16 protein-coding genes are annotated in these 24587 nt (G+C 72.5%); 5 read left to right on the plus strand and 11 right to left on the minus strand.

Translation table 11 applies throughout. The annotated features are described in order from the left end of the window. Positions 1-42: 42 nt before the first annotated feature. Positions 43-1605, minus strand: coding sequence for a lytic transglycosylase domain-containing protein (locus D7147_RS21665; protein ID WP_233563276.1), 1563 nt, complete (start codon positions 1603-1605; stop codon positions 43-45). 56 nt (positions 1606-1661) lie between these two features. On the opposite strand from D7147_RS21665, the gene D7147_RS21670 reads away from it, so the two are divergent. Next, entirely contained in the window at positions 1662-1877 is a 216-nt protein-coding gene (locus tag D7147_RS21670) for an FmdB family zinc ribbon protein (RefSeq protein ID WP_120680487.1), read from the plus strand. Positions 1878-1894: 17 nt separating this feature from the next. Here D7147_RS21670 and D7147_RS21675 read toward each other — a convergent pair whose 3' ends face one another. Continuing rightward, positions 1895-2890, minus strand: a complete 996-nt coding sequence (locus tag D7147_RS21675) for a helix-turn-helix transcriptional regulator (protein ID WP_158609371.1) — start codon at positions 2888-2890, stop codon at positions 1895-1897. Continuing rightward, positions 2887-3882: a helix-turn-helix domain-containing protein gene (locus tag D7147_RS21680; RefSeq protein WP_147437418.1), complete on the minus strand. Its 996-nt coding sequence runs from the start codon at positions 3880-3882 to the stop codon at positions 2887-2889. The genes D7147_RS21675 and D7147_RS21680 overlap by 4 nt, the downstream gene beginning before the upstream one ends. Positions 3883-4218: 336 nt before the next feature. On the opposite strand from D7147_RS21680, the gene D7147_RS21685 reads away from it, so the two are divergent. After that, complete coding sequence (locus D7147_RS21685) at positions 4219-8652, plus strand: S8 family serine peptidase (RefSeq protein WP_120680493.1); 4434 nt, start codon at positions 4219-4221, stop codon at positions 8650-8652. A gap of 253 nt (positions 8653-8905) precedes the next feature. Further along, complete coding sequence (locus tag D7147_RS21690; RefSeq protein WP_120680495.1) at positions 8906-11752, plus strand: ATP-binding protein; 2847 nt, start codon at positions 8906-8908, stop codon at positions 11750-11752. A 494-nt stretch (positions 11753-12246) separates the two neighbouring features. Here the strand turns inward: D7147_RS21690 and D7147_RS21695 are convergent, their stop codons facing one another. After that, a complete protein-coding gene (locus tag D7147_RS21695) occupies positions 12247-12789 on the minus strand; it encodes a phospholipase (protein ID WP_120680497.1) in 543 nt (180 codons plus the stop codon). Between the two features lie 177 nt (positions 12790-12966). Next, positions 12967-14625: a glycoside hydrolase family 10 protein gene (locus D7147_RS21700; protein WP_120680499.1), complete on the minus strand. Its 1659-nt coding sequence runs from the start codon at positions 14623-14625 to the stop codon at positions 12967-12969. 317 nt (positions 14626-14942) lie between these two features. Between D7147_RS21700 and D7147_RS21705 the strand changes: the two genes are divergently transcribed. Then, positions 14943-16448 carry an amino acid permease gene (locus D7147_RS21705; RefSeq protein ID WP_233563278.1) on the plus strand — a complete coding sequence of 502 codons (1506 nt, stop codon included), beginning with the start codon at positions 14943-14945 and terminating at the stop codon, positions 16446-16448. A 224-nt stretch (positions 16449-16672) separates the two neighbouring features. On the opposite strand, the gene D7147_RS21710 is transcribed toward D7147_RS21705, so the two are convergent. Genes D7147_RS21710 through arfA form a run of 5 tightly spaced genes read right to left on the minus strand, consistent with a single transcriptional unit; the run spans position 16673 to position 22429 of the window. Beyond that, positions 16673-17713 carry a glycoside hydrolase family 43 protein gene (locus tag D7147_RS21710; protein ID WP_120680501.1) on the minus strand — a complete coding sequence of 347 codons (1041 nt, stop codon included), beginning with the start codon at positions 17711-17713 and terminating at the stop codon, positions 16673-16675. Beyond that, entirely contained in the window at positions 17710-18561 is an 852-nt protein-coding gene (locus tag D7147_RS21715) for a carbohydrate ABC transporter permease (protein ID WP_120680503.1), read from the minus strand. Before D7147_RS21715 ends, D7147_RS21710 begins: the two co-directional genes overlap by 4 nt. Before the next feature lie 10 nt (positions 18562-18571). Next, positions 18572-19540 (minus strand): carbohydrate ABC transporter permease, encoded by a 969-nt coding sequence (locus D7147_RS21720; protein WP_120680505.1) that lies wholly within the window; start codon positions 19538-19540, stop codon positions 18572-18574. Between the two features lie 6 nt (positions 19541-19546). Further along, entirely contained in the window at positions 19547-20875 is a 1329-nt protein-coding gene (locus tag D7147_RS21725) for an ABC transporter substrate-binding protein (RefSeq protein ID WP_120680507.1), read from the minus strand. Between the two features lie 42 nt (positions 20876-20917). Beyond that, positions 20918-22429, minus strand: a complete 1512-nt coding sequence (arfA, locus tag D7147_RS21730) for an arabinosylfuranosidase ArfA (RefSeq protein ID WP_120680509.1) — start codon at positions 22427-22429, stop codon at positions 20918-20920. 144 nt (positions 22430-22573) lie between these two features. On the opposite strand from arfA, the gene D7147_RS21735 reads away from it, so the two are divergent. Continuing rightward, positions 22574-23581: a LacI family DNA-binding transcriptional regulator gene (locus D7147_RS21735; protein ID WP_120680511.1), complete on the plus strand. Its 1008-nt coding sequence runs from the start codon at positions 22574-22576 to the stop codon at positions 23579-23581. 108 nt (positions 23582-23689) lie between these two features. Here the strand turns inward: D7147_RS21735 and D7147_RS21740 are convergent, their stop codons facing one another. Then, a complete protein-coding gene (locus D7147_RS21740; protein WP_120680680.1) occupies positions 23690-24415 on the minus strand; it encodes a methyltransferase domain-containing protein in 726 nt (241 codons plus the stop codon). Positions 24416-24587 lie beyond the last annotated feature (172 nt).

Here is a 24587-nt window from a genome sequence, read left to right on the forward strand (position 1 = left end):
GGGGGAAGTGTCCAGTTCTCCAAATGTATGCAGACGATCACTTCACGTACGGCTGGCCTGTCCGTACTGATTTGCGGTGTCGAAGACCTTCTGTACGTACGGGCGCACATCGTTGTACGAAAGGATCGCGTTCCACCAGTCGGTCGGGATGCTCAGATTCCGGCCGGCGCGGCACAGGTAGTTGCCGGCGGCGAGGGCGGCGTCGTCGAGGTCGTGCGGGTCCTTCACGCCGTTGTTGTCCGCGTCGACGCCCACGTCGTTCCAGGTCGTCGGGATGAACTGCATCGGCCCGATCGCGCGGTCGTAGGTGGTGTCCTTGTCCAGCTGCCCCCGGTCGGTGTCGACGATGCGCATCCGGCCCCCCTGCCCGTCCAACGGCAGGCCGACGATCTCCGGCATGGCCCGCCCGTCCGGGCCGAGGCTGGCGCCGTTGGCCTTCCCGTGCGAGGACTCGACGAACCCGATGGCGGCCAGCGTGGTCCAGTTCAGCGCGCAGCTGCGGTTGGTCTGGGCGAGCACCAGCTCGGCGTAGCCGTACGCCTCCATGGCGACCTGCGGGATCCCGACCTTCGGACCGACCTGCTTGGCCCAGTCGGCCAGCGCGTCCGCCGGGCGTCCCCCGACCGCCGGGGCGGTCGGCGCGCCGGAAGTGGCGGTGGTGGGCGGCGGGCTGCCGGGCAGGCCGGGCTGCCCGGACGGCGACATCCCGGGGATCGGGGCGTCGGCCTCGGCGGTGGCGTCGGCCGCGACCGGACGCGGCGCGCGTACCGTCGCCGGCACGATCAGCGCCCCGGCGGTGGCCGTCACCGCCACCAGCAGGAGCAGGAACAACCCCGGCAGGGTGAGCCGGCCGCTCGGCCGCCGGGACCAGGCCCGGGTCGCCCGGGCGGCGGCGGTCGCGGCCCGGCGGGGACGCAGGCGTACGGCGTGCGCGAACGGCACCCGGTGCCGGCTGGAGCGCGCGGCGACCGGAGCCCCCACCTTCGTGGCCGCGTCGACCGTCCCGGCCGCGCCCTCCGGCTTCGGTTCGGTACCCGGCCGATCGTCGGCCGTCGCGTCGCCCGCGGCCTTCGGCCCAGAGCCGGTCTTCGGCGTGGCGTCCGGCTTCGGCTCGGCGTCGGTTGTCGCCGGGGCGCCCGCTGCCGTCAGCTCGGGCCCGGTCTTCGTCGTGGCGTCCGGCTTCGGGCCGGCGTCGGCTGTCGCCGGGGCGCCCGCGGCCGTCGGCTCGGGCTCGGTCCCCGATGTGCCGTCCGGCTTCGGGTCGGCGTCGGCCTTCGGGAGGGCGTCCGGTGCCGGTTGGGCGGTCTCCGGCGTGCCCTCCGGCTTCGGGTCGGCGTCGGCCGCCGGCTCGTCGGCCTTCGCGGCGGAGCTCGCCGGCTGGGCGGAGCTGCCCGTCGTGGGCGCGTCGGAGGCGGCCGCCGGCTGGGATTCTGCGTCGCCGGTCGGCGCGGGTTCGGCCGGAGTGTCGGATCTCAGCCAGGGACGCCGGGGGCGAGGCACCTGCCGGGGTGTCTGGTCGGGTGCCGCGCCGGACTCGGCGATCGCCCCGTCGAGCGGCGCGGCCGGTCGCAGGGGCCGAAGGGTCGAACTGTCCTCGCCGTCCACCCGTCGAGTATCACCCATCCCTCGCGACACGTCAGGCCCCCACGTACGCTGAATGCATGCCACGGTACGACTTCCGCTGCCGCGCGTGCGGCGCGACCTTCGAGGTCAACCGCCCGATGGTGCAGGCCAGCGAGCCGGCCGCGTGCCCCCAGGGCCATCTGGACACTGTGAAGCTGCTCTCCACCGTCGCGGTCACCGGCCGTGGCGGCGCCTCCGGTGGCGCCCCGGCGCCCGCCGGTGGCGGCTGCTGCGGTGGCGCCTGCGGTTGCTGAGCGAGCACGACCCGCTCCTACGGCTGCTGTTCCTGCTGCTCCCGGCGGGCGGCCTGCACCCCGGCCTGGAACCGGGTACGGGCGCCGAGTGAGGCCATCAGCGCCGCGATGTGTCGCTGTGCGGTGCGGTAGCCGACGCCGAGCTGGCGCGCGATCGCCTCGTCGGTGAGGCCCGAGAGCAGAAGCGCGACGAGCCTTCGGTGCTCGACCGTGCGTCGGGGGCTCGGCGGTGCGGCCGGAGACGGCCGCAGGGGCAGGGCGGAGCGCCACAGCCCCTCGAAGAGGTGCACCAGGGCGTCGAGGAGCGCACAGGGCCGCAGCAGCACGGCGCTCTCCCGCTCGTCGAGCGGGCGGCGGATGAGCAGGCCGTACCGGCCGTCGGCCAGGTAGAGCTTGACCGGCAGGGTCGGCAACACCCGGGCCTGCTGGCCGGCGGTGATGAGTTGTTCGAGCCCGCGCAGGGCGCCCGGCTGCTCGAGCGACGAGCGCTCGTAGATGGTGCGGGAGCGTACCCCCCGGCGGAGCAGCTCGACCCCGCCGCTCGTCGTGCCGGACCCGTCGAGGTACGGGGGCTTGTCCAGGCAGAGGATCTCCGTTTCGGCGGTACGCCGGAGGCGGACGAGGCGCTCCAGCACCGCCTCGCGCCCGCTCACCACTTCGAGCACGGCGGTCGAGTCGGTCAGGTCGGAGTGCGCGCGGTGGACCGCGGCCAGCCCGTGCAGGTGCTCACGGGCGGCCCGCAGCTGCGCCTCGTACGCCCGGATCGGCGCGTCGAGGGCGACCTCGGGGTCGACGGCGGTGTAGGTCGGCGGATCGCTCTCCGTGGCCCGGACGAGCCCGGCGGCGGTGAGTGCCTCGAGCGCGTCGCGCAGCGGCTCGCGGCGGATCCAGGACCGGTCGAGCTCGGCCGCCGTGGCGCCGGGCTCCGCGACGACCAGCTCGTACGCCGCCGACTCGACAGCGTTCAGGCCGGCCGCGGCGAGGTCGCCCTCCGGAAGCGCCGGCACCGTCACGTCAGGTCGACCGAGGTGGTGATCCATTCGCGACGGATCGCCTGGTAGCCGGCCTGGAACCGGCTGGCCGCCCCGAGCCGCCGCAGCATCGCGCTGATCCGGCGGCGCACGGTGCGTTCGGTGCAGCCCTGCGCGGCGGCGATCGCGGCGTCGGTCAGCCCGGCGGCGAGCAGCGGAAGCAGCTCCCCCTCGGCCGGCGACGGCGCGTCCCCGACCTCCACGAGCTGGGGGTGACCGTCGCGTACCCGCAGCGGGACGCCCTGGTCCCAGGCCAGCTCGAAGAGCGCGCCGAGCACCTCGATGAGCGCCGGGTCACGGACGAGCATGGCCGACTCGACGTTCCCGGTCCGGACCGGGAGCAGCGCCAGCGGATGGTCACTGAGCACCAGTTTGGTCGGTACGGTGGAGACGCGGATCTCCTCGCCCACGGAGAGCCCGCGCGCGAAGTCGGCGAGCCGGTCGGGGTCGTCGAGGCCCCGCCGGTCGTAGATCACGCGGTAGCGGATGCCCTGGCGGAGCAGCCCCGGCTCGACGGGGTCGGTCAGCGGCGGGCCGTCCACGTAGGGCGGTGCGTCGAAGACGCACACCTCGTGCCGGGCGCTGAGCTGGACGTCGGCGAACGCCTGCTTGATCGCCTGCTTGCCGTGCAGGAGTTCGGCGAGGTTCCCCGCGTCCTGCGGGCGCCGGCCGGCGCGGAACACGGCCGCCAGCCGGGCGCGGCGGGCCCGGGCGCGGGTGAGGGCGCGCTCGCCCGCGAGCGCCAGCGGGTCGGCCAGCTCGTCCGGCGCGACCGCCTGGAACCGCGCCGGGGCGCCGGGCAGTCGCAGCGCCAGCCCCAGCTCCTCGAGCCGGGCGAGCAGCGACCTCGCCTGCCCTCGCCACGGTTGGTCCGCGGCGAACCGGTCGAGTGCGTCGAGGGGGACGGCGGGGCGTTCGAGCAACCACTCGTAGAGCGCCTGCTCGGCCGCCGTGACCCCCAAGATCCGCAGCACCCGTTCATCGTGCGGCAACCCCGGGTTGATGTCCATCCTGTTCCCGCCGGTGGCGTGAACCGGACGGCGCAACGACCTTCTGTCGCATCGGCAGTGGTGGCATCGTCGGCAGGCGCGCTCGCCAGGAAATCTGTGCCGGTGCCGGACGCGCTCGCGACCATGGTCGATCGGCTCAGCCGGCGGGCGCGGTCGTGAGTCGACTCACCGGAGGAGAGTGCGGAGCGTGCCACCCGAAGCAACACCCCTGAACCTCACGAGGCGGCGCGCGTTGCCGCCCGAACCGGTGCCTCCGTGCGCCGGCCCGGTGACCGCCGGGCTGCGGCCGGGCGGTGCCCGATGAGCGCCGCGCGGGCCGCCCGGCGGGCGCGATGGTCCCAGCTCGTCGGCCTGGTCGCGGCGCTCGGCCTGGTGGCCGGCGTGATGACCGTGGCCGACGGTGCGGGCCGGCCCGCCGTGGCGGCGCCGGAGAAGATCCAGCCGGAGCTGCGGGCCAGCATGAAGACGCTGCCGGCGCAGCCCTTCTGGGTACGCCTGGACGCCCGCGCCGACCTCTCCGCGGCGTCGGCGGTGAAGGACTGGAACGAGCGCGGTACGGCGGTCGTCGACGCGCTGCGGAAGACCGCCGAGAAGAGCCAGGTGGACGTCGTCCGCCGGCTGAAGGCGGAGGGCGTGGAATACCACACCTTCTACGCCTCGAACACCGTCTACGTCGCCCAGGGAACCCTGGACCTGGCCGAGGCCCTCGCCGAGGAGACCGAGGTCAGCGCGATCCAGGTGCACCGCACGTACGAGCTGCCGGAGCCGTTGCAGGCCCAGCAGGTCGCCGACGTCGACTCGGTGGAGTGGGGCGTGCACGCGATCGGCGCCGACCGGGTGTGGGCGGACGGCACGCGCGGCGAGGGCATCGTCGTGGGCAGCATCGACAGTGGCGTGCAGTTCGACCACCCCGCCCTGGTGAAGTCGTACCGGGGCAACCTGGGCGAGGCGGGCTTCTCGCACGACCACAACTGGTACGACCCGGCCCAGGTCTGCGGGTCGCCGTCGCTCGCGCCGTGCGACAACAACGACCACGGCACGCACACGATGGGCACGATGGTCGGCGACGGCGGGCCCGGCAACCACATCGGGGTCGCGCCCGGCGCCCGGTGGATCGCGGCGAAGGGCTGCGAGGAGCGGAGCTGCTCCGACTTCGCGCTGCTCGCCTCGGCGGAGTGGATGCTGGCGCCGACGGACCTGACCGGCCAGAACCCGCGGGCGGACCTGCGGCCGCACATCGTGAACAACTCGTGGGGCACCGACAACGGCGCCGCGAGCGACCCGTGGTTCGCCGACGTCGTCGCCGACTGGCGGGCCGCCGGCATCTTCCCGATGTTCTCCAACGGCAACGCGGGCGAGAACGGCTGCGACACCTCGGGCACCCCCGGGGACTACGCGTCCACGTACAGCGCCGGCGCGTTCGACGTCAACGGCAAGATCGGCTACTTCTCCAGCCGGGGACCGGGCGCGAACGGCATCACCAAGCCGAACATCGCCGCCCCCGGGGTCGACGTCCGCTCCAGCGTTCCGGGCGGCGGCTACGGCGTGCTCAGCGGCACGTCGATGGCGAGCCCGCACGTGGCCGGCGCGATCGCCCTGCTCTGGTCGGCCGCGCCGAACCTCATCGGTGACATCGACGAGACCACGACCGTGTTCGACCAGGTCGCCGTCGACGTCAACGACACCACCTGCGGCGGCACACCGAGCAACAACAACGTCTGGGGCCAGGGCAAGCTGGACGCGTACGCCGCGATCGCGGAGGCCCCGCGCGGCGAGACGGGCCGGTTGACCGGCACGGTCACCGACGCGGAGACCGGCGAGCCGATCAGCGGCGCCGAGGTCCGGATCAGCGGCCCGATCCACCGTACGGTCACCACCGGCGCCGACGGCGGCTACGCCGCGACGCTCTCGGCCGGCGAGTACGACGTCACCGCCGGCGCGTACGGCTACGGCGACGGCACCGCGTCGGTGACCGTCTCCGCCGACGCCACCGCCACCCGGGACGTCCGGCTCCAGCGCAGCGCCGAGGTCAAGGTCAGCGGAACGGTCACCGACGACTCCGGGCACGGCTGGCCGCTGTACGCCCGGATCAGCGCGCCCGGCCTGCCGGTCGGACCGTGGTTCACGAACCCGAGGACCGGCCGTTACGACCTGACCCTGCCGGCCGACTCGACGTACCACCTGAGCGTGACGCCGCTCTATCCGGGCTACCGGACCAGCGCGATCGACGTGCCGGTCGGCGAGGGTGCCGTGGTCCAGGACGTCCGGGCGGAGATCGACGAGACGGCGTGTCTGGCACCCGGCTACGCGTACCCACTGCGGGCGGAGTTCGAGGGCTGGACCGACCCGGCGAAGCGGGCGGGCTGGACGGTCGAGAACAACCTCGGCTCCGGGCCCGCCTGGCAGTTCGACACCCCCGGTGGTCTGGACAACGTCACCGGCGGCACCGCTGGCTTCGCCTCCGCCAACTCCTGGCACAACGACCTCGCGGCGGAGGACACCTACCTCGTCTCGCCGGTGGTCGACCTCTCGGAGCAGAGCGCGCCGCAACTCGCGTTCAAGACGCTCTACCTGGGTGAGGCCGGGACCGCGCGGGTGGGCATCGAGCTGAGCGTCGACGGCGGCTCGACCTGGACCAGCGTCTGGGAGAAGGGCATCGAGAACGCCGCTGGGCTGTTGAGCGTCCCGCTGCCGCAGGCCGCCGGCCAGGCACGGACCCGGCTGCGGTTCCACTACGCCGGTAGCGGCATCGCCCTCTGGCAGGTGGACGACGTCAGCGTCGGCACCTGCGTCCCGACCTCCGGCGGCCTGGTCACCGGGGTGGTGCGCGACGACAACACCGGTGCCCCGGTGAACGGTGCGAAGCTGGTCGACAAGGCGAGCCGGAGCGAACTCGCGGCCAGCGCCGCGACGCCGCTCGACCCGAACCTGCCGGACGGCTTCTACTGGCTCTTCGCCTCGCAGCCGAAGCCGACCTTCACGGTCAGCTACCCCCGGTACGCCACCGGCGAGGCGCGCGTCGCCGTGTCGCCGGATCGGGTCACCACGAAGGACTGGCGCCTGCGCGCCGGACACCTGAAGGTCGGTGGGACGAAGCTCGACGTCACCACGCGGCTCGGGAAGTCGGCCACCCGTACCCTCACCCTCACCAACGACGGCACCACTCCGGTGCACGTCAAGCTGGGCGAGCAGGTCGTCACCCCCACCGGCCCGGCCGGTCAACGGGTCGCCGAGCAGCCCGGCGCGCCGCTGCGGCGGGTGAAGGTGGATCCGCCGAGGACCGGTCCGCTGCCGAAGACGCCGGCCGGCCAGCCGGTCCAGCCGGCCGAGCCGGCCACCCCGGAGGAGGCGACGCCGGCCGTCGGGCCGTGGACCCGGATCGCCAACTACCCGACCCGGATCCTCTACAACGCCGCGGGCTACCACGCGGGCAAGCTCTACTCCGTTGGTGGCAGCACCACCGCGTTCCTGGAGGGGATGACCCGCGCCGGGTACGTCTACGACCCGGTGGCCCTCACCTGGAGCCCGATCGCCGACTCCCCGGAAGCGGTCGCGAACGGCGCCGGCGTCTTCCTCGACGACCGGATGTACCTCGTCGGGGGCACCAGCATGCAGGGCACGGTGCTCAAGACGGTCTACGTCTACGATCCCGCCGACGACTCCTGGGGACGGGCGGCGGACCTGCCGCAACCCATCAGCGACGCCGCGATCGCGACGCTCGACGGGCGGCTCTACGTCGTCGGGGGCTGCGGTGAGTCCTGCCCGGCGCACGCCGCGACGGTCTACCGCTACGACCCGAGCCGGGACTCGTGGACCCGTCTCGCCGACTACCCGATCGGGGTGAACGCTCCCGGCTGCGCCGGGGTCGCCGGCCGGGTCGTCTGCGCCGGCGGGTACGACGGTGACAACGTGGTCGCGTCCACCTTCCTCTTCGACCCGGCCACCGGGGCCTGGAAGCGGGGCGCGGACGCGCCGTACGCCGTCTTCACCATGGGCGCCAGCGGCGCGTACGACAAGCTGCAGCTCTTCAGCGGCCTGCAGAACGGGTCCGTGATGACCAACGAGGCGATCGAGTACGACCCGGTCTCGGACTCCTGGGGTCACCTGCCCAACGTGAACCTTCCGACCTCCGACGCCGCCACGGCCTGCGGCGTCTACCGGGTCGGTGGCTCGGTGGGCCTGTGGAACCCGCAGCTCAGCGCCGAGATGCTGCCCGGGTACGACTACTGCGGCGGTACGGCGGACGTGCCGTGGCTCTCGGTGGACAGGCGGGAGTTCGACGTGGCGCCGGGCCGGTCGGTCCGGGTGACCGTCCGGGTCGACGGCGACGAGGTCACTCAGCCGGGGAAGCAGGCCGCGCGGCTGGTCGTGCTCACCGACTCGCCGTACCCGGCGGGCGACGTCGCGGTCACCGGGCACTTCGAGGCGCCGCCGAACTGGGCGACGCTGCGGGGCACGGTGACCGACGCCGGCACCGGTCACCCGGTGGCCGGTGCGACGGTGACGGTCTGCGGCGAGCACCGGGCCGCTCCGGCGGACCGTCCGGGGCAGCCGGGCTGCGGGCCGGTCAGCTACACGGCCGTGACCGACGCCGACGGCCGCTACGAGCTGCGGCTGGCGAAGAACCAGCAGGTCCAGGTCACCGTGGTCGCCCCGGGATACCAGCCGGCGACGACGGTGACGACGATCCGGGGGGCGAAGAACACCGTGAACGTCGCCCTGCGTACCGGCTGAGGACCGCCGCCCTTTCCCGGGCCAGCTTCGTCGGAACCGGTGACCCGGTCTCCGGCGGGGCTGGCCCGGCCCGTTCGTGGGCCGTCCCCCCGCGACCGGAACTCCATCGGAGCTGCGCCGAGCGGAGGGCGGCCTTGCCCTGGGCGAGGCCGAGTGGCACCTTGAGTCCGAGCCCGGCCGGGCCGTTCTCACGATGCGTGATCGCTCGGCTTCGGGCAGCATGAAGCCGACGTCACGGGCGGAGGTTCGACGCATGGCGGAACGGATCCAGCTCCCGACCGGGTGGGTGACCTTCGTGTTCACCGACATCGAGGGCTCGACCCGGCTCGCCCAGCTGCTCGGCCCGGAGTACCGCCCGGTGCTGCGCGAACACCGGCGGCTGCTGCGCCGGACCCTGGCCGGGACCGGCGGCGCGGAGCTGCTGACCGAGGGCGACTCGTTCTTCCTGGCGTTCGCGGACGCGACCGCCGCGTTGACCGCCTGCCTCACCGCCCAGCGCGCCCTGACCAGCCACGACTGGCCCACTCCGGAGGCCGCGCCGCGGGTGCGGATGGGCCTGCACACCGGCTACGCCGAGCCACGCGACGGCGAGTACGCCAGTCCCGAGGTGCACCGGGCGGCCCGGATCGCCGCTGCCGCGCACGGCGGACAGGTGCTCTGCTCGGCTTCAACCGCCCGCCGGGCCGACCCGCTGCCCGCCGGCGCCTCCCTGCTCGACCTCGGCCTGCACCGGCTACGCGGCTTCGACGACCGGGAACGCCTCTTCCAGCTGGTCGCCCCGGGTCTGGAGCGGCAGTTCCCGCGCCCGCGGACCGCCGACGCGGTGGCGCACAACCTGCCGACCCAGGTCACCTCGTTCGTGGGCCGCGAGACGGAGCGGGCCGAGCTTCGCGGGCTGGTGCAGGGGCACCGCCTCGTCACCGTGCTCGGCGCGGGGGGTGCCGGGAAGACCCGGCTCGCGGTCGAGCTGGCCGCCGGTGTCGTCGAGGCGTACCCGGACGGCGTCTGGTTCGTCGACATCGCCGCGGTGACCGATCCGGGGCTGGTGGCGTTCGAGATCGCCGCCGTGCTCGGGCTGCGCCCGGAGCCGGGCCGCCCGATGGTGGACACCCTGGTGGAGTACGCCGCCGCCCGGCGGATGCTGGTGCTGCTGGACACCTGCGACGCGCAGCCCGCCGCCTCCGCCGAGGTGATCTCGCGGCTGCTCGCCGGTGGGCGTGGAGTGCGGGTGCTGGCCACCAGCCGCGAGTCGTTCGGCCTGCCCGGCGAGGTGGTGTGGCGGATCCCGCCGCTCTCGGTGGAGCCCCGCACGGACGGGGCGGAGAGCGACGCCGTGGCTCTGCTGCTGGACCGGACGGCCGCGGCGCGCGGCGGCCGGTCGCCGGAGCAGGCGGAGTCGGCCGACCTGCGCCGGGTGGTGCAGCGGCTGGACGGGTTGCCGCTCGCCATCGAACTCGCCGCCGCCCGGCTGCGGGTGCTCTCGGTCGGCCAGCTCGCCGAACGCCTCGACGACGTGCTCGGCACCCTGGACGCCGGCCGGGAGAACCCGGAGCCGCCACCGGTGGACCGCAGTTGGATGGGGAACCAGCAGGACACCGTCGACCTGGTGGCCGCCGCGGCCGGGGCCTCCCCGCCGACTCCGGCGACGCGGGCCGTGCAGCGCTCGGCGACCGAGCGGCACCTAACCATGCAGGCCACCGTCACGTGGTCGTACCGGACGCTCGGCCCGCGCGCCGCCCGGCTGCTGCGGTGGTTGGCCGTCTTCACCGGCCCGGTGGACCTGGCGACCGTGGAGTGGCTGCTCGGCGACGATCCACTCGACCCGCTCTCCGTGCTGGTGGACAAGTCGATGGTGCTGGCCGAGCCGCACGCCTCCGGGTGCACCTACCGGATGCTCGACCCGATCCGGGCGTACGCGGCACGTCGGCTCGCCGAGGCCGGTGAGGAGCAGGCCGCCCGGGACCGGCACGTGGCCTGGTCGGCGCACGCGCTGGAGCAGGCGCACCTGGGCCCGGACACCCGCCCGGTCACCCTCTCCCTGTACGCGCTCGACCCGCTCGCCGGTGAGCTGCGGGCCGCGCTGCGCTGGTGCGCCACGGGCGGCAGCGCGGCGGCCGGGCTGCGGCTCGCGGGGGGCCTCGACCAGTGGTGGCGAGAGCGGGGGCTGGCCCGGGAGGGGCGGCTCTGGCTGTTCCGGCTCTACGGGCGGATTGCCGAGACCGGTGAGCGGATCGCCGAGGCCGAGCTGGCCGCCGCGTACCACATGCATTCGCTGCACGCGGGCGCGGACGGTGAGTTCGCCGAGGAGCTGCGTTACTCCCAGCGGGCCGAAGCGGCGGCCCGGCAGGCCGGCGACGCCGGGCTGCTGGCCCGGGTGCTGGCCGGTCGAGCCGCCCCGCTCGTCGACATGGGACAGCTCGCCGAGGCGGAGCGGGTCTGCCGGGAGGTCATCGACTGGGCGCAGAGCCAGGAGGTGCTCGGTGACGCGCTGCTCGCGGTCTACAGCCTGGCCGAGCTGCTCTGGCGGCGCGGTGCCCTCGACGAGGCGGCGGAGCTGCTCGGCGCGGCCCGACCGGTGGAGGCGGCCCGCCCGCTGGAGCGTGGCCGGCGGTCGGTGGACATGCTGCTCGGCATGGTCGCGCTGGCGCGCGGCGACCTCATCGCGGCGCACGAGCACCTGCTGGTCGCGCTCCGGTCGCGGATGAGCCACGGCTTCCACGGCCGGGCCTGCGACACGTTGAACGCGGTGGCGGTGCGCTGCGCGGCCGGCGGTGACCTGGTCGTCGCCGCGCGGCTCTTCGGCGCCGCCCAGGCGACCGGGGCCGACCTGCGCTGCGCGTCCGGCATCTACGCCGGCTACTGGGCGGAGCAGCAGGCGGGGCTGCGTGAGCGGTTGGGCGACGCGGCCTTCGACGACGCCTACGGCGAGGGGGCCGAGCTGAGCCTGGAGGAGGCGGCGGCGCTCGCGCTCGACGTGGAGCACCCCGACCTGGCGGCCGACTCGACCCGGTTCAGCGCGACGCCGGTACGTCCCGCGCCGCGCCAGGCGGCCGCCCCGGAGCCGGACCGCCGCCCGGCCGGCCGGAGCGAACGGGCCTGAACGAACGGGCCTGACCGCCCGTCGGGCCGCGCGCTGAGGTGTTGCGCCGAGGAGCGCCCTGAAGGGCGCGCACTGAGGTGGCCTGCCGACGTTCGCGCGCTGAGGGGGCGCGCTGAGGGGCGCGCGCTGAGGGGCGCGCGCTGAGGCCGCGCGCTGAGGTGGCGACCATCGGAGCTCCGCGCGTGCCGGGCATGCCCGGCCATCCGGCGTCCGGTGGCTCACGCCGAGGCGGCAACTTCGGGGAAGCTGCGGCCTCGGCCGTTCCGGAGGCAGCAGTTTCGGGGAAATTGCGGCGTCCCGCACGGGGGTTGCGCGGCGTCCCGCACGGGGGTTGCGCGGCGTCCCGCGCGGCGGTTGCGCGGCGTCCCGCGCGCGGCGCGCCGGCGGTGGTTCCGGGGCGTGCCGGGGCGTGCCGGGGCGGGCCCGTGCCGCCGGTCTTCCGGTGGCACGGACCCTGGCCTGCGGCACCGGTGATCCCGGCGGGTCGGATCGGGTCAGGCGCGCAGCCCGGCGCGGCGCTCGGCGTCGGCCTTCATCTTGGCGGCCCGGTCGATGTCGGCCGGGTTCACGGCGGCGGGGGAGCCGAAGATGCTGACCGCCTGGTAGTAGGTCCAGGCCAGGCTGAGGCAGGCCGGGCGGACGACCGCGTTGTAGGTGGCGCACACCCGCTTCAGGTCGGAGTAGAAGGCGTTGTCCAGGCGGGACTTGTTCGCCGGGAACTGGCCCATCGCCTTGTAGTTGCGATAACCGAAGTCGTGCCGGTAGCAGGAGAGCTCGAAGCTGAACCCGAGCGGGTTGTCCGGGCTGGACGAGCAGTAGTCGGTGGACCAGTCGAAGGCGTACTCGGCCCAGGGGGCCTTGTTCAGCCGGGCCGAGTTCCACGAGCTGTAGCTGCCGGCGCTGGTCTGCGTCCAGCTGGAGAGGACGGAGAGCTTCTGCGCCGGGGTGACGGCGGCGCTGGCGGGGGCGGCGACTCCCAGCGCGACGAGCAGCGCGAGCGCGCCCGAGGCGAGGAGGGTGGTGAGTCGTCTGGGCACTGGTACCTCCGCGGGGGTGTGCGGGTGCGACGGATGTTACCGGCGAGTTACCGGGTGCCGATCAGTCTCGATCAATAGATGGGCGCGGATATTGCATCGCCCCCGACTATTGGTGACATTCGTTGAAACAGACCAATGCCCCGGGCGCGCGGGGCGCCCGGGGCGGTCGACTGCCGGTCAGCGCAGGACGAAGGCCGGTGGGCTGGCCGGGCTCTCGTTCGCCAGCCGGTCGAGGGCGGTCAGGTAGTAGGTGTACCGCTTGCCGGGCAGGGCGGTGCTGTCCACCCAGGACTGCGTTCCGCCGCCGGTGGCCCGGACGGTCTGCACCAGGTGCGCGGCGTCGGCGCGGTCGCAGGCACCCGCCACCTTGACCCCGTCGAACCGGTAGATCGCGTACGAGGTCGCCGTACCGAACGGGCCGACTCCGTCGGCGGGCTGCCGCCAGGTCAGCCGGACCCCGTCGTCCTGCCGGGCCGACCGGGTGACCACCGGCATCAGCAACGGCTTCGACGGCAGGTGCGACATGGTGGGGATCAACGCCGGGCGGGAGTAGTGCTCGGACGCGTAGATGTCGGTGGCGCCGAGCCGGTTCGCCCGCACCTGCACGGCCGAGAAGTGCACGTTGCCCTGCACCTCCGGGTACGACCGGTTGAGCGTCAGGTGGTCCGAGAGTTCGCGGGGGTTCATCCAGAACGCCCCGTACGCCGGGTCGCCGCTCTTGTAGTCGGCCTGCCCGATGTAGAGCTGCACCCGGGTGCCCCGGACGGTCTCCGCCCACCACGGCACCAGTCGCGCGTAGTCGGCGGCCGGGTACTGGCCGATGTACCAGTAGAGCTGCGGCACGACGTAGTCGATCCACTCCTGCTTGACCCACTTACGGGTGTCGGCGGAGATGATGTCGTACGACTGGCTGCCGGTGGTGTCCGAGCCGAGCGGGTCGGCGGAGGCGTTGCGCCAGATGCCGAACGGGCTGACCCCGAACTTGACCCAGGGCTTGACCGCCTTGATCTTGGCGTTCATCTCCTGGATCAGCAGGTTGATGTTGTCCCGCCGCCAGTCCGCCTTGTCGGTGAAGCCCCGGTTGTACGCCGCGAACGTGTCGTCGTCGGGCACCTGGTGGGTGCCGCTCGGGTACGGGTAGAAGTAGTCGTCGAAGTGCACGCCGTCGATGTCGTACCGCTTGACGGCGTCCATCATCGCGGTCTGGACGAACTCGCGGACCTCGGGGACACCCGGGTCGTAGTAGAGCCGGCTGCCGGCCACCCCGGCGGGCGGGTAGGCGAACGTCCAGTCCGGGTGCTGGCGCGCGGGATGACCGGGGGCGAGCTGGTCGAGGTCGGCACCGGCGCCGCCGGGAGCCGGCATGGAGACCCGGTACGGGTTGAACCAGGCGTGGAACTCGAGGTTGCGCTTGTGCGACTCGCTGACCAGGAAGGCGAGCGGGTCCCAGCCCGGGTCCTGCCCCCGGACCCCGGTCAGGTACTCCGACCAGGGCTCGTACGGCGACGGCCAGAACGCGTCCGCGGTGGGCCGGACCTGGACGACGACGGCGTTGTGGTGGAGCCGCTCGGCCAGGTCGAGCCACTCCAGGTACTCGGCCTGCTGCCGGGCGACCTGCTCCGGCGCGGTCTGGGAGGCCTTGCTGGGCCAGTCGATGTTGGTGACGGAGGCGATCCACAGGGCCCGGAACTGCCGCTTGGGCGTGGCCGGATCGGTGTCGCAGTTGACGGTGGTGGTGCTCGCCGCGTCGGGCGCGGCGGTCGCGGGGGTGCCGGCGACGAGCGCGCCGAGCAGGACCGCGGCCAGCCCGGCGGCGCCGAGCCGAGTTGCCTTCATGGGTGTGTCCCTTCGTTGGGGCTCCCGTGCCGGATTCGTCGCGGCGACCTCGGCAACATCCGCCGTCGGCTATATGCCGCTGGTAGGAAATTTTCATATCGACGTACGTCCGCGCAAGAGCCTGCCCTGGATCTGCCCGTACGTCCGATCCGCCGTCTCTGCGGTGATCGCCACGTTCCCGCGCGCCGCCGGCCCTGGAGACGCGCGCGCCGTCCAGGAGGTGTTGCGGCGTCCGAAGCGCGGTGATTGACGGTGATGCGTGCTGGGTAGCAACGGCGGTCACCGGCCGCCACGCGGGTGGTCGGACGGTGGGAGGGGTGAGCGCGGTGTCCGTGCTGCGTACGAAACCGATCAAGGACGTGCTCGCGCAGGGCGACGCCGACGGCACCGACGGCCGACCCGGGCTGAAGCGACGCCTCGGCGCGCTCGACCTCACCGGCTTCGGCATCGGCATCGTGATCGGCACCGGCATCTTCACGCTCACCGGTATCGAGGCGCGGGACAGCGCCGGTCCCGGCGTGGTGGTCTCCTTCGGCATCGCCGGCGTGGTCGCCCTGCTCGCCGCCTTCTGCTACGCCGAGCTCGCCTCCAGCGTCCCGACCGCCGGCAGCGCCTACACCTACGCGTACGCGACCATGGGCGAGATCGTCGCCTGGATCATCGGCTGGGACCTGCTGCTGGAGTTCGCCCTCGGCGCGGCAGTGGTGGCCCGCGGCTGGTCCGGCTACCTCGCCGAACTCTTCGACCTTCCCACCACCTGGTTCGGTGAGGAGGGGAGCGTCGTCAACATCGGCGCCCTCGCCGTCGTGCTGGTCCTCGGCGCGATCGGCATCGTCGGCATCCGGGAGTCCGCGCGGATTACCAACCTGCTGGTCGTCGTCAAGGTGGCGATCTGCGTCTTCGTGGTCGTCGCCGGCCTCTTCTTCGTCAAAGCCGCGAACCTGACCCCGTTCATTCCGCCCGCCGAACCGGCCGCCGACGGGGAGGGCGGCCTGAAGCAGCCCGTCACCCAGGCCATCTTCGGCCTGGAGCCGTCGGTCTTCGGCTTCGTCGGGGTGCTCAGCGCGGCAGCGGTGGTCTTCTTCGCCTACACCGGCTTCGAGGCGGTGGCGAACCTCGGCGAGGAGACCCGCAAGCCGCGCCGGGACCTGCCGCTGGGGCTGCTCGGCACGCTGCTGATCTCGACCGTGCTCTACATCGGCGTCTCGCTGGTGGTCGTCGGCATGGTGCCGTACACCGAGATCGACCGGGGCGCCCCGATCGCCTCGGCCTTCGAGTCGGTCGGGGCCGGCTGGGCGGCGATCCTCGTCTCGATCGCCGCGGTCGCCGGCCTGACCAGCGTGATCCTGGTCGACCTGGTGGCCATGGGCCGGATCGGCTTCGCCATCTCCCGGGACGGGCTGATCCCGCCGTCGATCGCCAAGGTGCACCCGCGCTGGGGCACCCCGTACCGGATCTCGGCGATCATGACGGTCGGGGTGGCTGTGCTGGCCGGCTTCCTGCCGCTCTCCGCGCTGGCCGACCTGGTGAGCATCGGCGCGCTCTGCGCGTTCGTGCTGGTGTCGCTGGCGGTGCCCATCCTGCGGCGGACCCGCCCGGAGCTGGAGCGGCCGTTCCGGGTGCCCTTCTCACCGGTGCTCCCGATCGTCTCCGCGCTCGCCTGCGTCTACCTGATGCTCAACCTCTCGGTCGAGACCTGGCTGCGCTTCCTGGCCTGGATGCTCCTCGGCGCGCTGATCTACTTCGGCTACGGCTACCGGAAGAACCGCCTGGCCCGCCGCGAGGCGAGCCCCGTCCCCGCACCCCGCTCCTCCACCCCCTGACCCGCCCCCCCACCCGCCCGCGCCCGCCCCGCCCCGCGCCACCCCGCCCGCGGTGCGGCGCGGCCTCGTTCACGGAAAGAGTGGCCATCCGACGCTGGATGGCCACTCTTTCCGTGAAAGTGCGGGACGCTGCGGGTGCGCGGGTGCGCGGGTGCGCGGGTACGGGGGTGCGGGGGTGCGGGGGTTCGGGACGGTGGGGGCGTGCGCGGTGCGGGTGGCGGGGGTTAGGGGCGGGGTTGGGGGGTTTTGGTGGGGCCCTTCACGACGGGTTTGCCGTCTTCCCAGACGACCTCGTCCAGCCAGGTCTGCCGCCCCGGGTCGACGCTGCCCTCCTGGCCGGGCGGCCAGGCGTGGTAGAGCAGCCAGGTACGCCCGTCCTTGACGACCATCGACGCGTGCCCCGGCCCGGACGCCACCTCGTTGCTCCTCAGGATCGGGTTCTCCGGAGCCTTCACGCACGGGCCGCTCGGCGACTCGCAGATCGCGTACCCCTCGGCGTACTCGGCCCGGTCGTACGCGTTCGCCGCGAAGAAGAGGTAGAGCCGGCCCTCCTGGCGGTGCAGGAACGGCCCCTCGATCAGGGTTCCCTCCCACGGCTCGGTCTGCTTCAGCAGCTTCGTCGGCTCACCGACGAGGCTCAGACCGTCGTCGGAGAGGCGCTGGGAGAAGATCCAGGTGTCCACTCCGATGGCGTTGCCGTCGTTCTTCCACAGCAGCCACAGGCTGCCGTCGGTGTCCCGGAACGGGCTCGCGTCGATCGACCCGCCCAGCTCGGGCTGGCAGATCAGCGGGCCGGCGGAGTCGTCCCGGTACGGACCCTGCGGCGAGGTCGCCACCGCCCGCCCCACGCACTGCCGTCCCGCCTCCCTGCCGGCCACGGTGTAGTAGAGCACGAACGACTCCGGCCCGAGCTGGATCGCCTCCGGGGCCCAGGTCTTCCCCGCGTCCGCCCACGCCGGCAGCTCCGGCAGGGCATCCCCGACCGGCGTCCAGTCGGTCAGGTTCGCGGAGGTGTGCACCGGCACGTTCCGGCCGTCGGCGTTGGTGTGGAACAGGTACCAGGTGTCGCCGACCCGGATGGCCTGCGGATCGGGGGCGTCGGTCCGGATGACCGGGTTGGTGAACATGCTCGGGTCACTCCCCGTACTCGTGGGTGTGGGTCGGTCGGTGTCGTCGCCGCAGCCGGAGACGAGCAGTGCGGCGGCGAGCAGTGCGGCGGCGAGAACCGCCGCCGCACCGCGTCGCCGGAGCCTTCCGGCCGTCATCCCTTCAGGCCGCTGCGCGACACGCCCTGGATGATGTGCCGCTGGGCGAGCACGAAGAGGATCAGCACCGGCACGCTGGCCAGCACCGCACCCGCCATGATCACCGGATAGTCGGTCACGTACGAGCCCTGGAGCAGGCCCAGGCCGGGCGGCAGGGTCAGCTTCTCCGGGCTGAAGAGCACGAAGATCGGCCAGAGGAAGTCGTTCCAGTTGGTCAGGAAGGAGAGCACCGCCAGGGTGGCCAGGGCGGGCTTCGACAGCGGCAGCACCACCCGGTAGAAGATCTGCCACTGGTTCGCGCCGTCGAGCACGGCCGCCTCCTCCAACTCCTTCGGCAGGGAGAGGAAGAACTGCCGCAGGAAGAAGACGCCGAAGGCGCTCGCCGCGCCCGGCACGATCACCACGGCGAGGGTGTCGATCCAGTTCAGCGAGTCGACGATCAGGAAATTCGGGATGATCAGCGAGGTCGGCGGGATGAAGAGCGTCCCGATGATCAGCGCGAAGGAGACCCCGCGACCGCGGAACCGCATCCGGGCCAGGGCGTACGCGGCCATCGAGGCGGTCGCCAGCACCAGCAGCGAGTGCAGCGTGGCCGCCAGCATGCTGTTGAGGAACCAACGCAGCACCGGGTTGGCGGAGTTGGTGAGGATCTGCTGGTAGCCGTACCCGGAGAGCGGGTCGGGCAGCCAGTCCGGCGGGATTCGCTGGGCGCCGTCGTAGGTCTTCAGCGAGGTGATGACCATCCACGCCAGCGGGATCAGGAAGACCAGGGCCAGCGCTACGAGGATGGCGTAGAGCCCGACCCGGCGCAGCGTGTGCGCGGGTGCGGTGCGCGTGGGCGTCGTCATGGCGGTTCCCTCAGTCTTCCCGGTAGCGGAAGAGGCGGAAGTTGGCGAGGCTCACCACGGCCAGCATCAGCGCGAAGACGATGCTCATCGCGGCGGCGCGGCCGGCGTCGTTGTTGCGGAGCCCCTGCTCGACGATGTACCAGACCACGGTGCGGGTCTCCGTGCCCGGCGCGCCCTGGGTGATCAGGAACGACTGACCGAAGACGTTCGCCGAGGCGAGCACGGTGGTGGTCATGACGAAGAGCAGCACCGGGCGCAGCCCGGGGAGCGTGACGTGGCGGAACCGTTCCCAGGCGCTCGCGCCGTCCACCTTCGCCGCCTCGTACAGCTCGGGCGCGATGTCCTGCAGCCCGGCCAGGTAGATCACCGCGTTGAAGCCCGAGGTCCACCAGACGGTCACACCGACCAGCGAGATCCACGCCCACGGCACGTCGGTCACCCAGGGGGTGTCCGACGGCAGGCCGACGGCGCCGAGCACCCGGTTGACCAGGCCCAGGTTCGCGTCGAGCAGGAAGCGCCAGAGCAGGCCGATGACCGCCACGCCGAGCACGTACGGCGCGAAGTAGACCGCCCGGAAGAAGGTGCGGCCGGGGAACGAGCGGTTCAGCAGCAGCGCCAGCCCGAGCGGGACGACCACCAGCAGCGGCACCGAGACGACCGTGAAGATCGCGGTCGCCCGGACGCTCTGCCACCAGTCCCCGAAGACCGCCGAGTCGCTGGAGAAGAGCTCCTGGTAGTTGTCCAACCCGACGAAGGGTCGGTTGGGCAGTTGGAAGTCCCACTGGTGCAGGCTGAGATAGAGGCCGAGCACGATCGGCAGCAGGCCGAAGACCGTGAACAGCACCAGATACGGCGCGAGGAACAGATACGGCGTCGCCCGACCGACCCGGTTCGCCGACTTGGCGCCCCGGCGGGCAGCACTGGCCGCCGGGGGCGGCGCGTCACCGCGCGCCGCCCCGACCTCGATCACGTCCGCCACGGAGAATCAGCTCCCGTACTTCTTGCGGTTGTCCTCGAGCTGCCGGTTCGCCTTCGCCACGCCCTCGTCGAGCGCCTGCTTGGGCGTCTTCTTGCCCAGCGCGGCCACGTTGAACGAGTCGTAGAAGGTCTTGATGACCTCACCCAGACCCGGGGTGGCCGGCGGGAAGGCCGCGTAGTCCAGCTCGGGGGCGAGCGCGCTCACCTCGGTCAGCGCCTTGAACTCGGCGCTCTCCCGGACGCTCTTGCGGGCCGGCACCTGGCCGCCCTTGCCCCAGTCGAGGGAGTGCTGGCTGAGCCAGTTGATGAAGACCTTCGACGCCTGGACCTTGTTGGCGTTGTTGGCGCGCTGCTTGACGATGGTGAAGTTGTGCGAGTTGGCCCAGGCCGCGGGCTTGCTGCCGATCTGCGGCAGGGGCGCCACCCCCCACTGGACATCGGGGCTCTTCTTCAGATCGTTGATCTGCCAGATGCCGTTGAAGGTGAAGGCGTTCTTGCCGCTCTTCAGGGCCAGGTACTCGGCGTCCTGGCCGACGTTCGCCGGTGAGTGCCCCTGCTTGATCATGTCGACCATCCAGGTGCACGCCTCGACCGCCGGGTCGGCGTTGAAGGTGGCCTTGTTGACCTCGGCGTCGAAGAGGCTGCCGCCGAACTGGTAGATCAGCGAGTAGAAGGACATCCCGCCGGTGAACTGGAACGGGCTGATCCAGAAGCCCTGGACGCCCGACTTCTTCAGCTCGGTGAGGGCGGCGGTGAAGTCGTCCCGGGTGGTCGGCGGCTTGTTCGGGTCCAGCCCGGCCTTCTCCATGACCGACTTGTTGTAGTAGAAGCCGAGCGGGTGCATGTCCAGCGGGATGCCGTACCGCTTGTTGTTGTAGAGCCCGCCCTGCCAGACCGTCGGCGCGAAGTCCGCCTCGGTCAGCTCCAGCGTCTTGGCCACGTCGTCCAGCTCGCTGATGACGCCGCGGGCGGCGAAGGTGGCGAGCTGGTCCATGTGCATGACCGCGATGTCGGGTCCGTTCCCGCTGGAGGCCGCGCTGGGGAGCTTGTTGTAGTAGTCCTCCCACTGGTACGTGGCGACCGAGACCGCGATGTTCTGGTGCTCGGAGTTGAACTGGTTCACCAGCGTCTTGAAGATCTCACCGTCGCCGCCGGTGAAACCGTTCCACAGCTTCAGGTCCACCTTCGGCCCGGTGTAGTCCTTCCCACCGTCGCCGCCGGCGGCCGGCCCGGAAGAGTCGCCGCCGCCGCAGCCCGCCAGCGTGAGCGTGGCCGCGGCGCCGAGCCCGACGCCGAGCCCGAGGAGCCGCCGCCGGCTCATTTCGTTGTGGATCATGCCGTATCTCTCCTTGGGGGGACGGTATGAAGTGTGCCCTGGTCAGCGCGGGTTACCGAAGCGCAGCACGTTCCAGGAGACGGCGGGCAGGCGCACCGAGCACCGGCCGCCGTCGATGGTGGGGGTGGTCAACTCCCGGGGCGTCACCTTCTCCGGTTCGGCCTCGGTGTTCGTCGCCTCCGGGTCGTCGCCGGCGGCGAGGGTCAGGTGTGACGTGGCGGACAGCCCGGGCACGCCGCGCAGGTCGAGCTGCAGCTCGAGGTCGGCCTCGCCCCGGTTGACGGCGAAGACGGTCACCTCGCCGGTCTCCTCGTCGTGCACGGCGACGGTGTCCAGCACCGGAACCTCGCCGTGCTTCTTCGTCTCGTACGTCGGCGAGACCGGCTCGGTGCGCAGCACGGTGCCGCGCGCGTACCGGGCGGTCAGGGCGAACGGGTGGAAGATGCTCTGCCGCCAGGCCGGCCCGCCGTTGCGGGTGCGGATCGGGGCGATCACGTTCGCCAGCTGCGCCTGGGCGGCCACGCCGACCCGGTCCGCGTGCCGGAGCAGGGTGATCAGCAGATCGCCGACCACCACCGCGTCGACCGCCGTGAAGTCGTCCTCGATCAGCGCCGGCGCCTCGACCCAGCCCCGCCGGTCCAGGTCGGCCTGGAGGCGGGACTCGTACCAGACGTTCCACTCGTCGAAGGAGATCTTTAGCTTCCGCTTCTGGCGCTGCTTGGCGGCCACGTGGTCGGCAGTGGCGACGACCTCGGAGATGAAGTTGTCCATGTCGACGGCGGAGGCCAGGATGCTGGCGCGGTCCCCGTCGGAGGGGTCGTAGTAGGTGTGCGCGGAGATGTAGTCGACGTGCTCGTAGGTGTGCTCGAGCACCGTCGCCTCCCAGGAGGCGAAGGTGGGCATCCGCCGGTTGGAGCTGCCGCACGCGACGAGGCTGATCGACGGGTCGACCATCTTCATGGCGCGGGCGGCCTCGGCGGCGAGCCGGCCGTACTCGTCGGCGGTCTTGTGCCCAACCTGCCAGGGGCCGTCCAGCTCGTTGCCGAGGCACCAGAGGCGTACGCCGAACGGCTCCTCGGCGCCGTTCTTGCGCCGCTGGTCGGAGAGGCGCGTGCCACCCGGGTGGTTCGTGTACTCCAGCAGGTCCAGCGCCTCTTGCACGCCCCGGGTGCCGAGGTTGACCGCCATCATCGGCTCGACCCCGGCTTCGTCGGCCCAGGTCATGAACTCGTGCAGGCCGAAGGCGTTGGTCTCGATGGTCTTCCAGGCCAGGTCGAGCCGGCGCGGCCGGTCGCCGACCGGGCCGACGCCGTCCTCCCAGCGGTAGCCGGAGACGAAGTTGCCGCCGGGGTAGCGGACCACCGAGACGCCCAGCTCCCGGGTCAGTTCCAGCACGTCACGTCGCAGCCCGCGCTCGTCCGCGTCGGGGTGGCCGGGCTCGTAGATCCCGCCGTAGACGCAGCGCCCCATGTGCTCGACGAAGGAGCCGAAGAGTCGTCGGTCGGCCGGGCCGATCGCGAACGCGGGGTCGATCGTGAGCTTCGCGGTCCGCACGAATGTCACCTTTCGTCATTTCTGATGCCGGGTGACCGCAGTCACCGCCCACCCGGTGTCCCTGGTTTCTACAACGTTGTAGGCAACGTTGTAAAGAGCTGACTACGAGGTAAAGTGCCGGTTGTTACGTCGGGAGGGGGGCGAATGCGGCACAGGCTCAAGGACGTCGCCGAACGGGCCGGGGTGTCGGTGAAGACCGTCTCCAACGTGGTGAACGGCTACGCGCACGTCCGACCCGACACCCGGGCCCGGGTCGAGGAGGCCATCGCCGTACTCAACTACCGGCCGAACCTCTCCGCCCGCAACCTCCGCAAGGGGCGCACGGGCGTGATCGCGCTCGCCGTACCCGAACTCGACATCCCGTACTTCGCCGAACTCGCCCGGCACGTGGTGACCGCCGCCGCCGATCTCGGCTGGACGGTGCTGATCGACCAGACCGGTGGCGGCCGCGAGCAGGAACGGGTCGTCGCCTCCGGCATCACCGACCACCTCATCGACGGGCTGATCTTCAGCCCGCTCGCGCTCACCGCCGACGACCTGATCAACCTGGACGGCACCCCGATGGTGCTGCTCGGCGAACGCGTCGCACACGGCCCGGCCGACCACGTCGTGATCGACAACGTGGCCGCCGCCCGGGAGATCACCAACCATCTGGTCGGGCTCGGCCGCCGCCGGATCGCCGCCATCGGCTCCCAGCGCACCCCCGAAGGCGCCAGCGCCCGGCTCCGCCTCGACGGCTACCGGAGCGCGCTGGAGGAGGCCGGCCTCGGCTACGACGAGGCCCTGGTCGCGCCCGCGCCGGTCTGGCACCGCGCGGACGGTGCGGCCGCCATGCGCAACCTGCTCTCCTCGGGCGTGCGCCCCGACGCCGTCTTCTGCTTCAACGACACCCTCGCCCTCGGTGCGCTGCGGGCCCTGCACGAGGCGGGGCTACGCGTACCCGAGGACGTCGCGGTGGCCGGCTTCGACGGCATCGAGGACGGACGCTTCTCCGTGCCGACGCTGACCACCATCGCCCCGGACAAGGAACGGATCGCGCGGCTCGCGGTCGAACTGCTGGCCAACCGGATCGACGGCGACCGCACCGCCGAACCCCGCGAACTCGCCGCCCCCTACCGCCTGGAATCCCGCGAATCCACCCAAGGCCGCTAACCCAGCCGCGCTGATCAAGAGGTTTGCGTCAGAAGGCGCCTTCAAAATGACGCCAACCTCTTGATCGCCGGGGTGAAGGGGTGGGTGGGCTGGGGTGGGGGCGGGGGGTTAGTCGAAGAAGCGGGCCAGGTGGGATTTGGTGGGCGGGTCGCTGTCGGGGGGTACGGGAGTGAGGTCGGCGAAGATCGAGGCACCGTCACAGCCCGCGTGCAGCGGGTACCAGCGCGGGGTGCCCGGCGGACGCTGAAGGCAGATCCCCTTGAAGGTCTGCACGTCGAGCAGCCGTACGTGGGTCGGGTCGGCCACCGCGTTCACGTGCCCCCACCACGGGCTCATCACGTGCAGCACGCCTCCCGGCCGGAGCACCCGGTGACACTCGTCGAGCAGCGGCAGGAAATCGATCAGGTGCTCCAGGATGTGCACGGTGAAGAAGACGTCGACCGAGTCGTCGGCCAGCGGCAGGGAGCCCGACAGGTCCGCCACCGCGTCCACCCCGCTGGCCGGGAAGATGTCCAGCCCCAGGTTGCCCGGCCACTGCTTGTTCGGCCCGCATCCGAGGTCCACCACCACCGGATCGTGCCCGGCCACCCGTACCCGGCACCAGACGCCGAGCACCCCGGCGAGCCGGCCGATCCGGTCCCGGGCCAGCCGTAGCTGCCCCGGATCGGCGACCTCGCCGGTCACGTGGGCGACCCCCCGGTCGAAGCGCACCTCCACGGTGAGATCGCGCAGCCGGTCGTCGTGCGCCTTCTGATCGGTCCACGCCTCCGCGAGGAAGCCGTCGATCGCCCGCAGCCGATCGCCCGACGGCGGGGTCTGTGCCAACGCGACCATGTCCACCTCCGGCCGCCCGTTACCCGCATCGCCGTCCGGTATGCCTGCCGCCACCGCCGCCGCGTGGATTCGCCCTCCGGCGACCGCCGCGGCCGGGCGCTGCCACGCCCCTCCGACCGGCCGCCGCCGCTCGCGCATCCGGCCCCCGACCGGCACCGCTGCGCGCCGCGCA

Origin of the sequence: Micromonospora musae (assembly GCF_003626545.1) — a bacterium.
In the GTDB taxonomy this organism is placed as follows: Bacteria; Actinomycetota; Actinomycetes; order Mycobacteriales; family Micromonosporaceae; genus Micromonospora; species Micromonospora musae.

What these genes read in the sequence shown, in the direction of transcription:
- D7147_RS21690 (WP_120680495.1), top strand. Translation starts at nt 8,906, where the DNA reads ATGGCGGAACGGATCCAGCTCCCGACCGGGTGGGTGACCTTCGTGTTC.
- D7147_RS21735 (WP_120680511.1), top strand. Translation starts at nt 22,574, where the DNA reads ATGCGGCACAGGCTCAAGGACGTCGCCGAACGGGCCGGGGTGTCGGTG.
- D7147_RS21725 (WP_120680507.1), bottom strand. Translation starts at nt 20,875, where the DNA reads ATGATCCACAACGAAATGAGCCGGCGGCGGCTCCTCGGGCTCGGCGTC.
- D7147_RS21715 (WP_120680503.1), bottom strand. Translation starts at nt 18,561, where the DNA reads ATGACGACGCCCACGCGCACCGCACCCGCGCACACGCTGCGCCGGGTC.
- D7147_RS21700 (WP_120680499.1), bottom strand. Translation starts at nt 14,625, where the DNA reads ATGAAGGCAACTCGGCTCGGCGCCGCCGGGCTGGCCGCGGTCCTGCTC.
- D7147_RS21670 (WP_120680487.1), top strand. Translation starts at nt 1,662, where the DNA reads ATGCCACGGTACGACTTCCGCTGCCGCGCGTGCGGCGCGACCTTCGAG.
- D7147_RS21710 (WP_120680501.1), bottom strand. Translation starts at nt 17,713, where the DNA reads ATGACGGCCGGAAGGCTCCGGCGACGCGGTGCGGCGGCGGTTCTCGCC.
- D7147_RS21740 (WP_120680680.1), bottom strand. Translation starts at nt 24,415, where the DNA reads ATGGTCGCGTTGGCACAGACCCCGCCGTCGGGCGATCGGCTGCGGGCG.
- D7147_RS21685 (WP_120680493.1), top strand. Translation starts at nt 4,219, where the DNA reads ATGAGCGCCGCGCGGGCCGCCCGGCGGGCGCGATGGTCCCAGCTCGTC.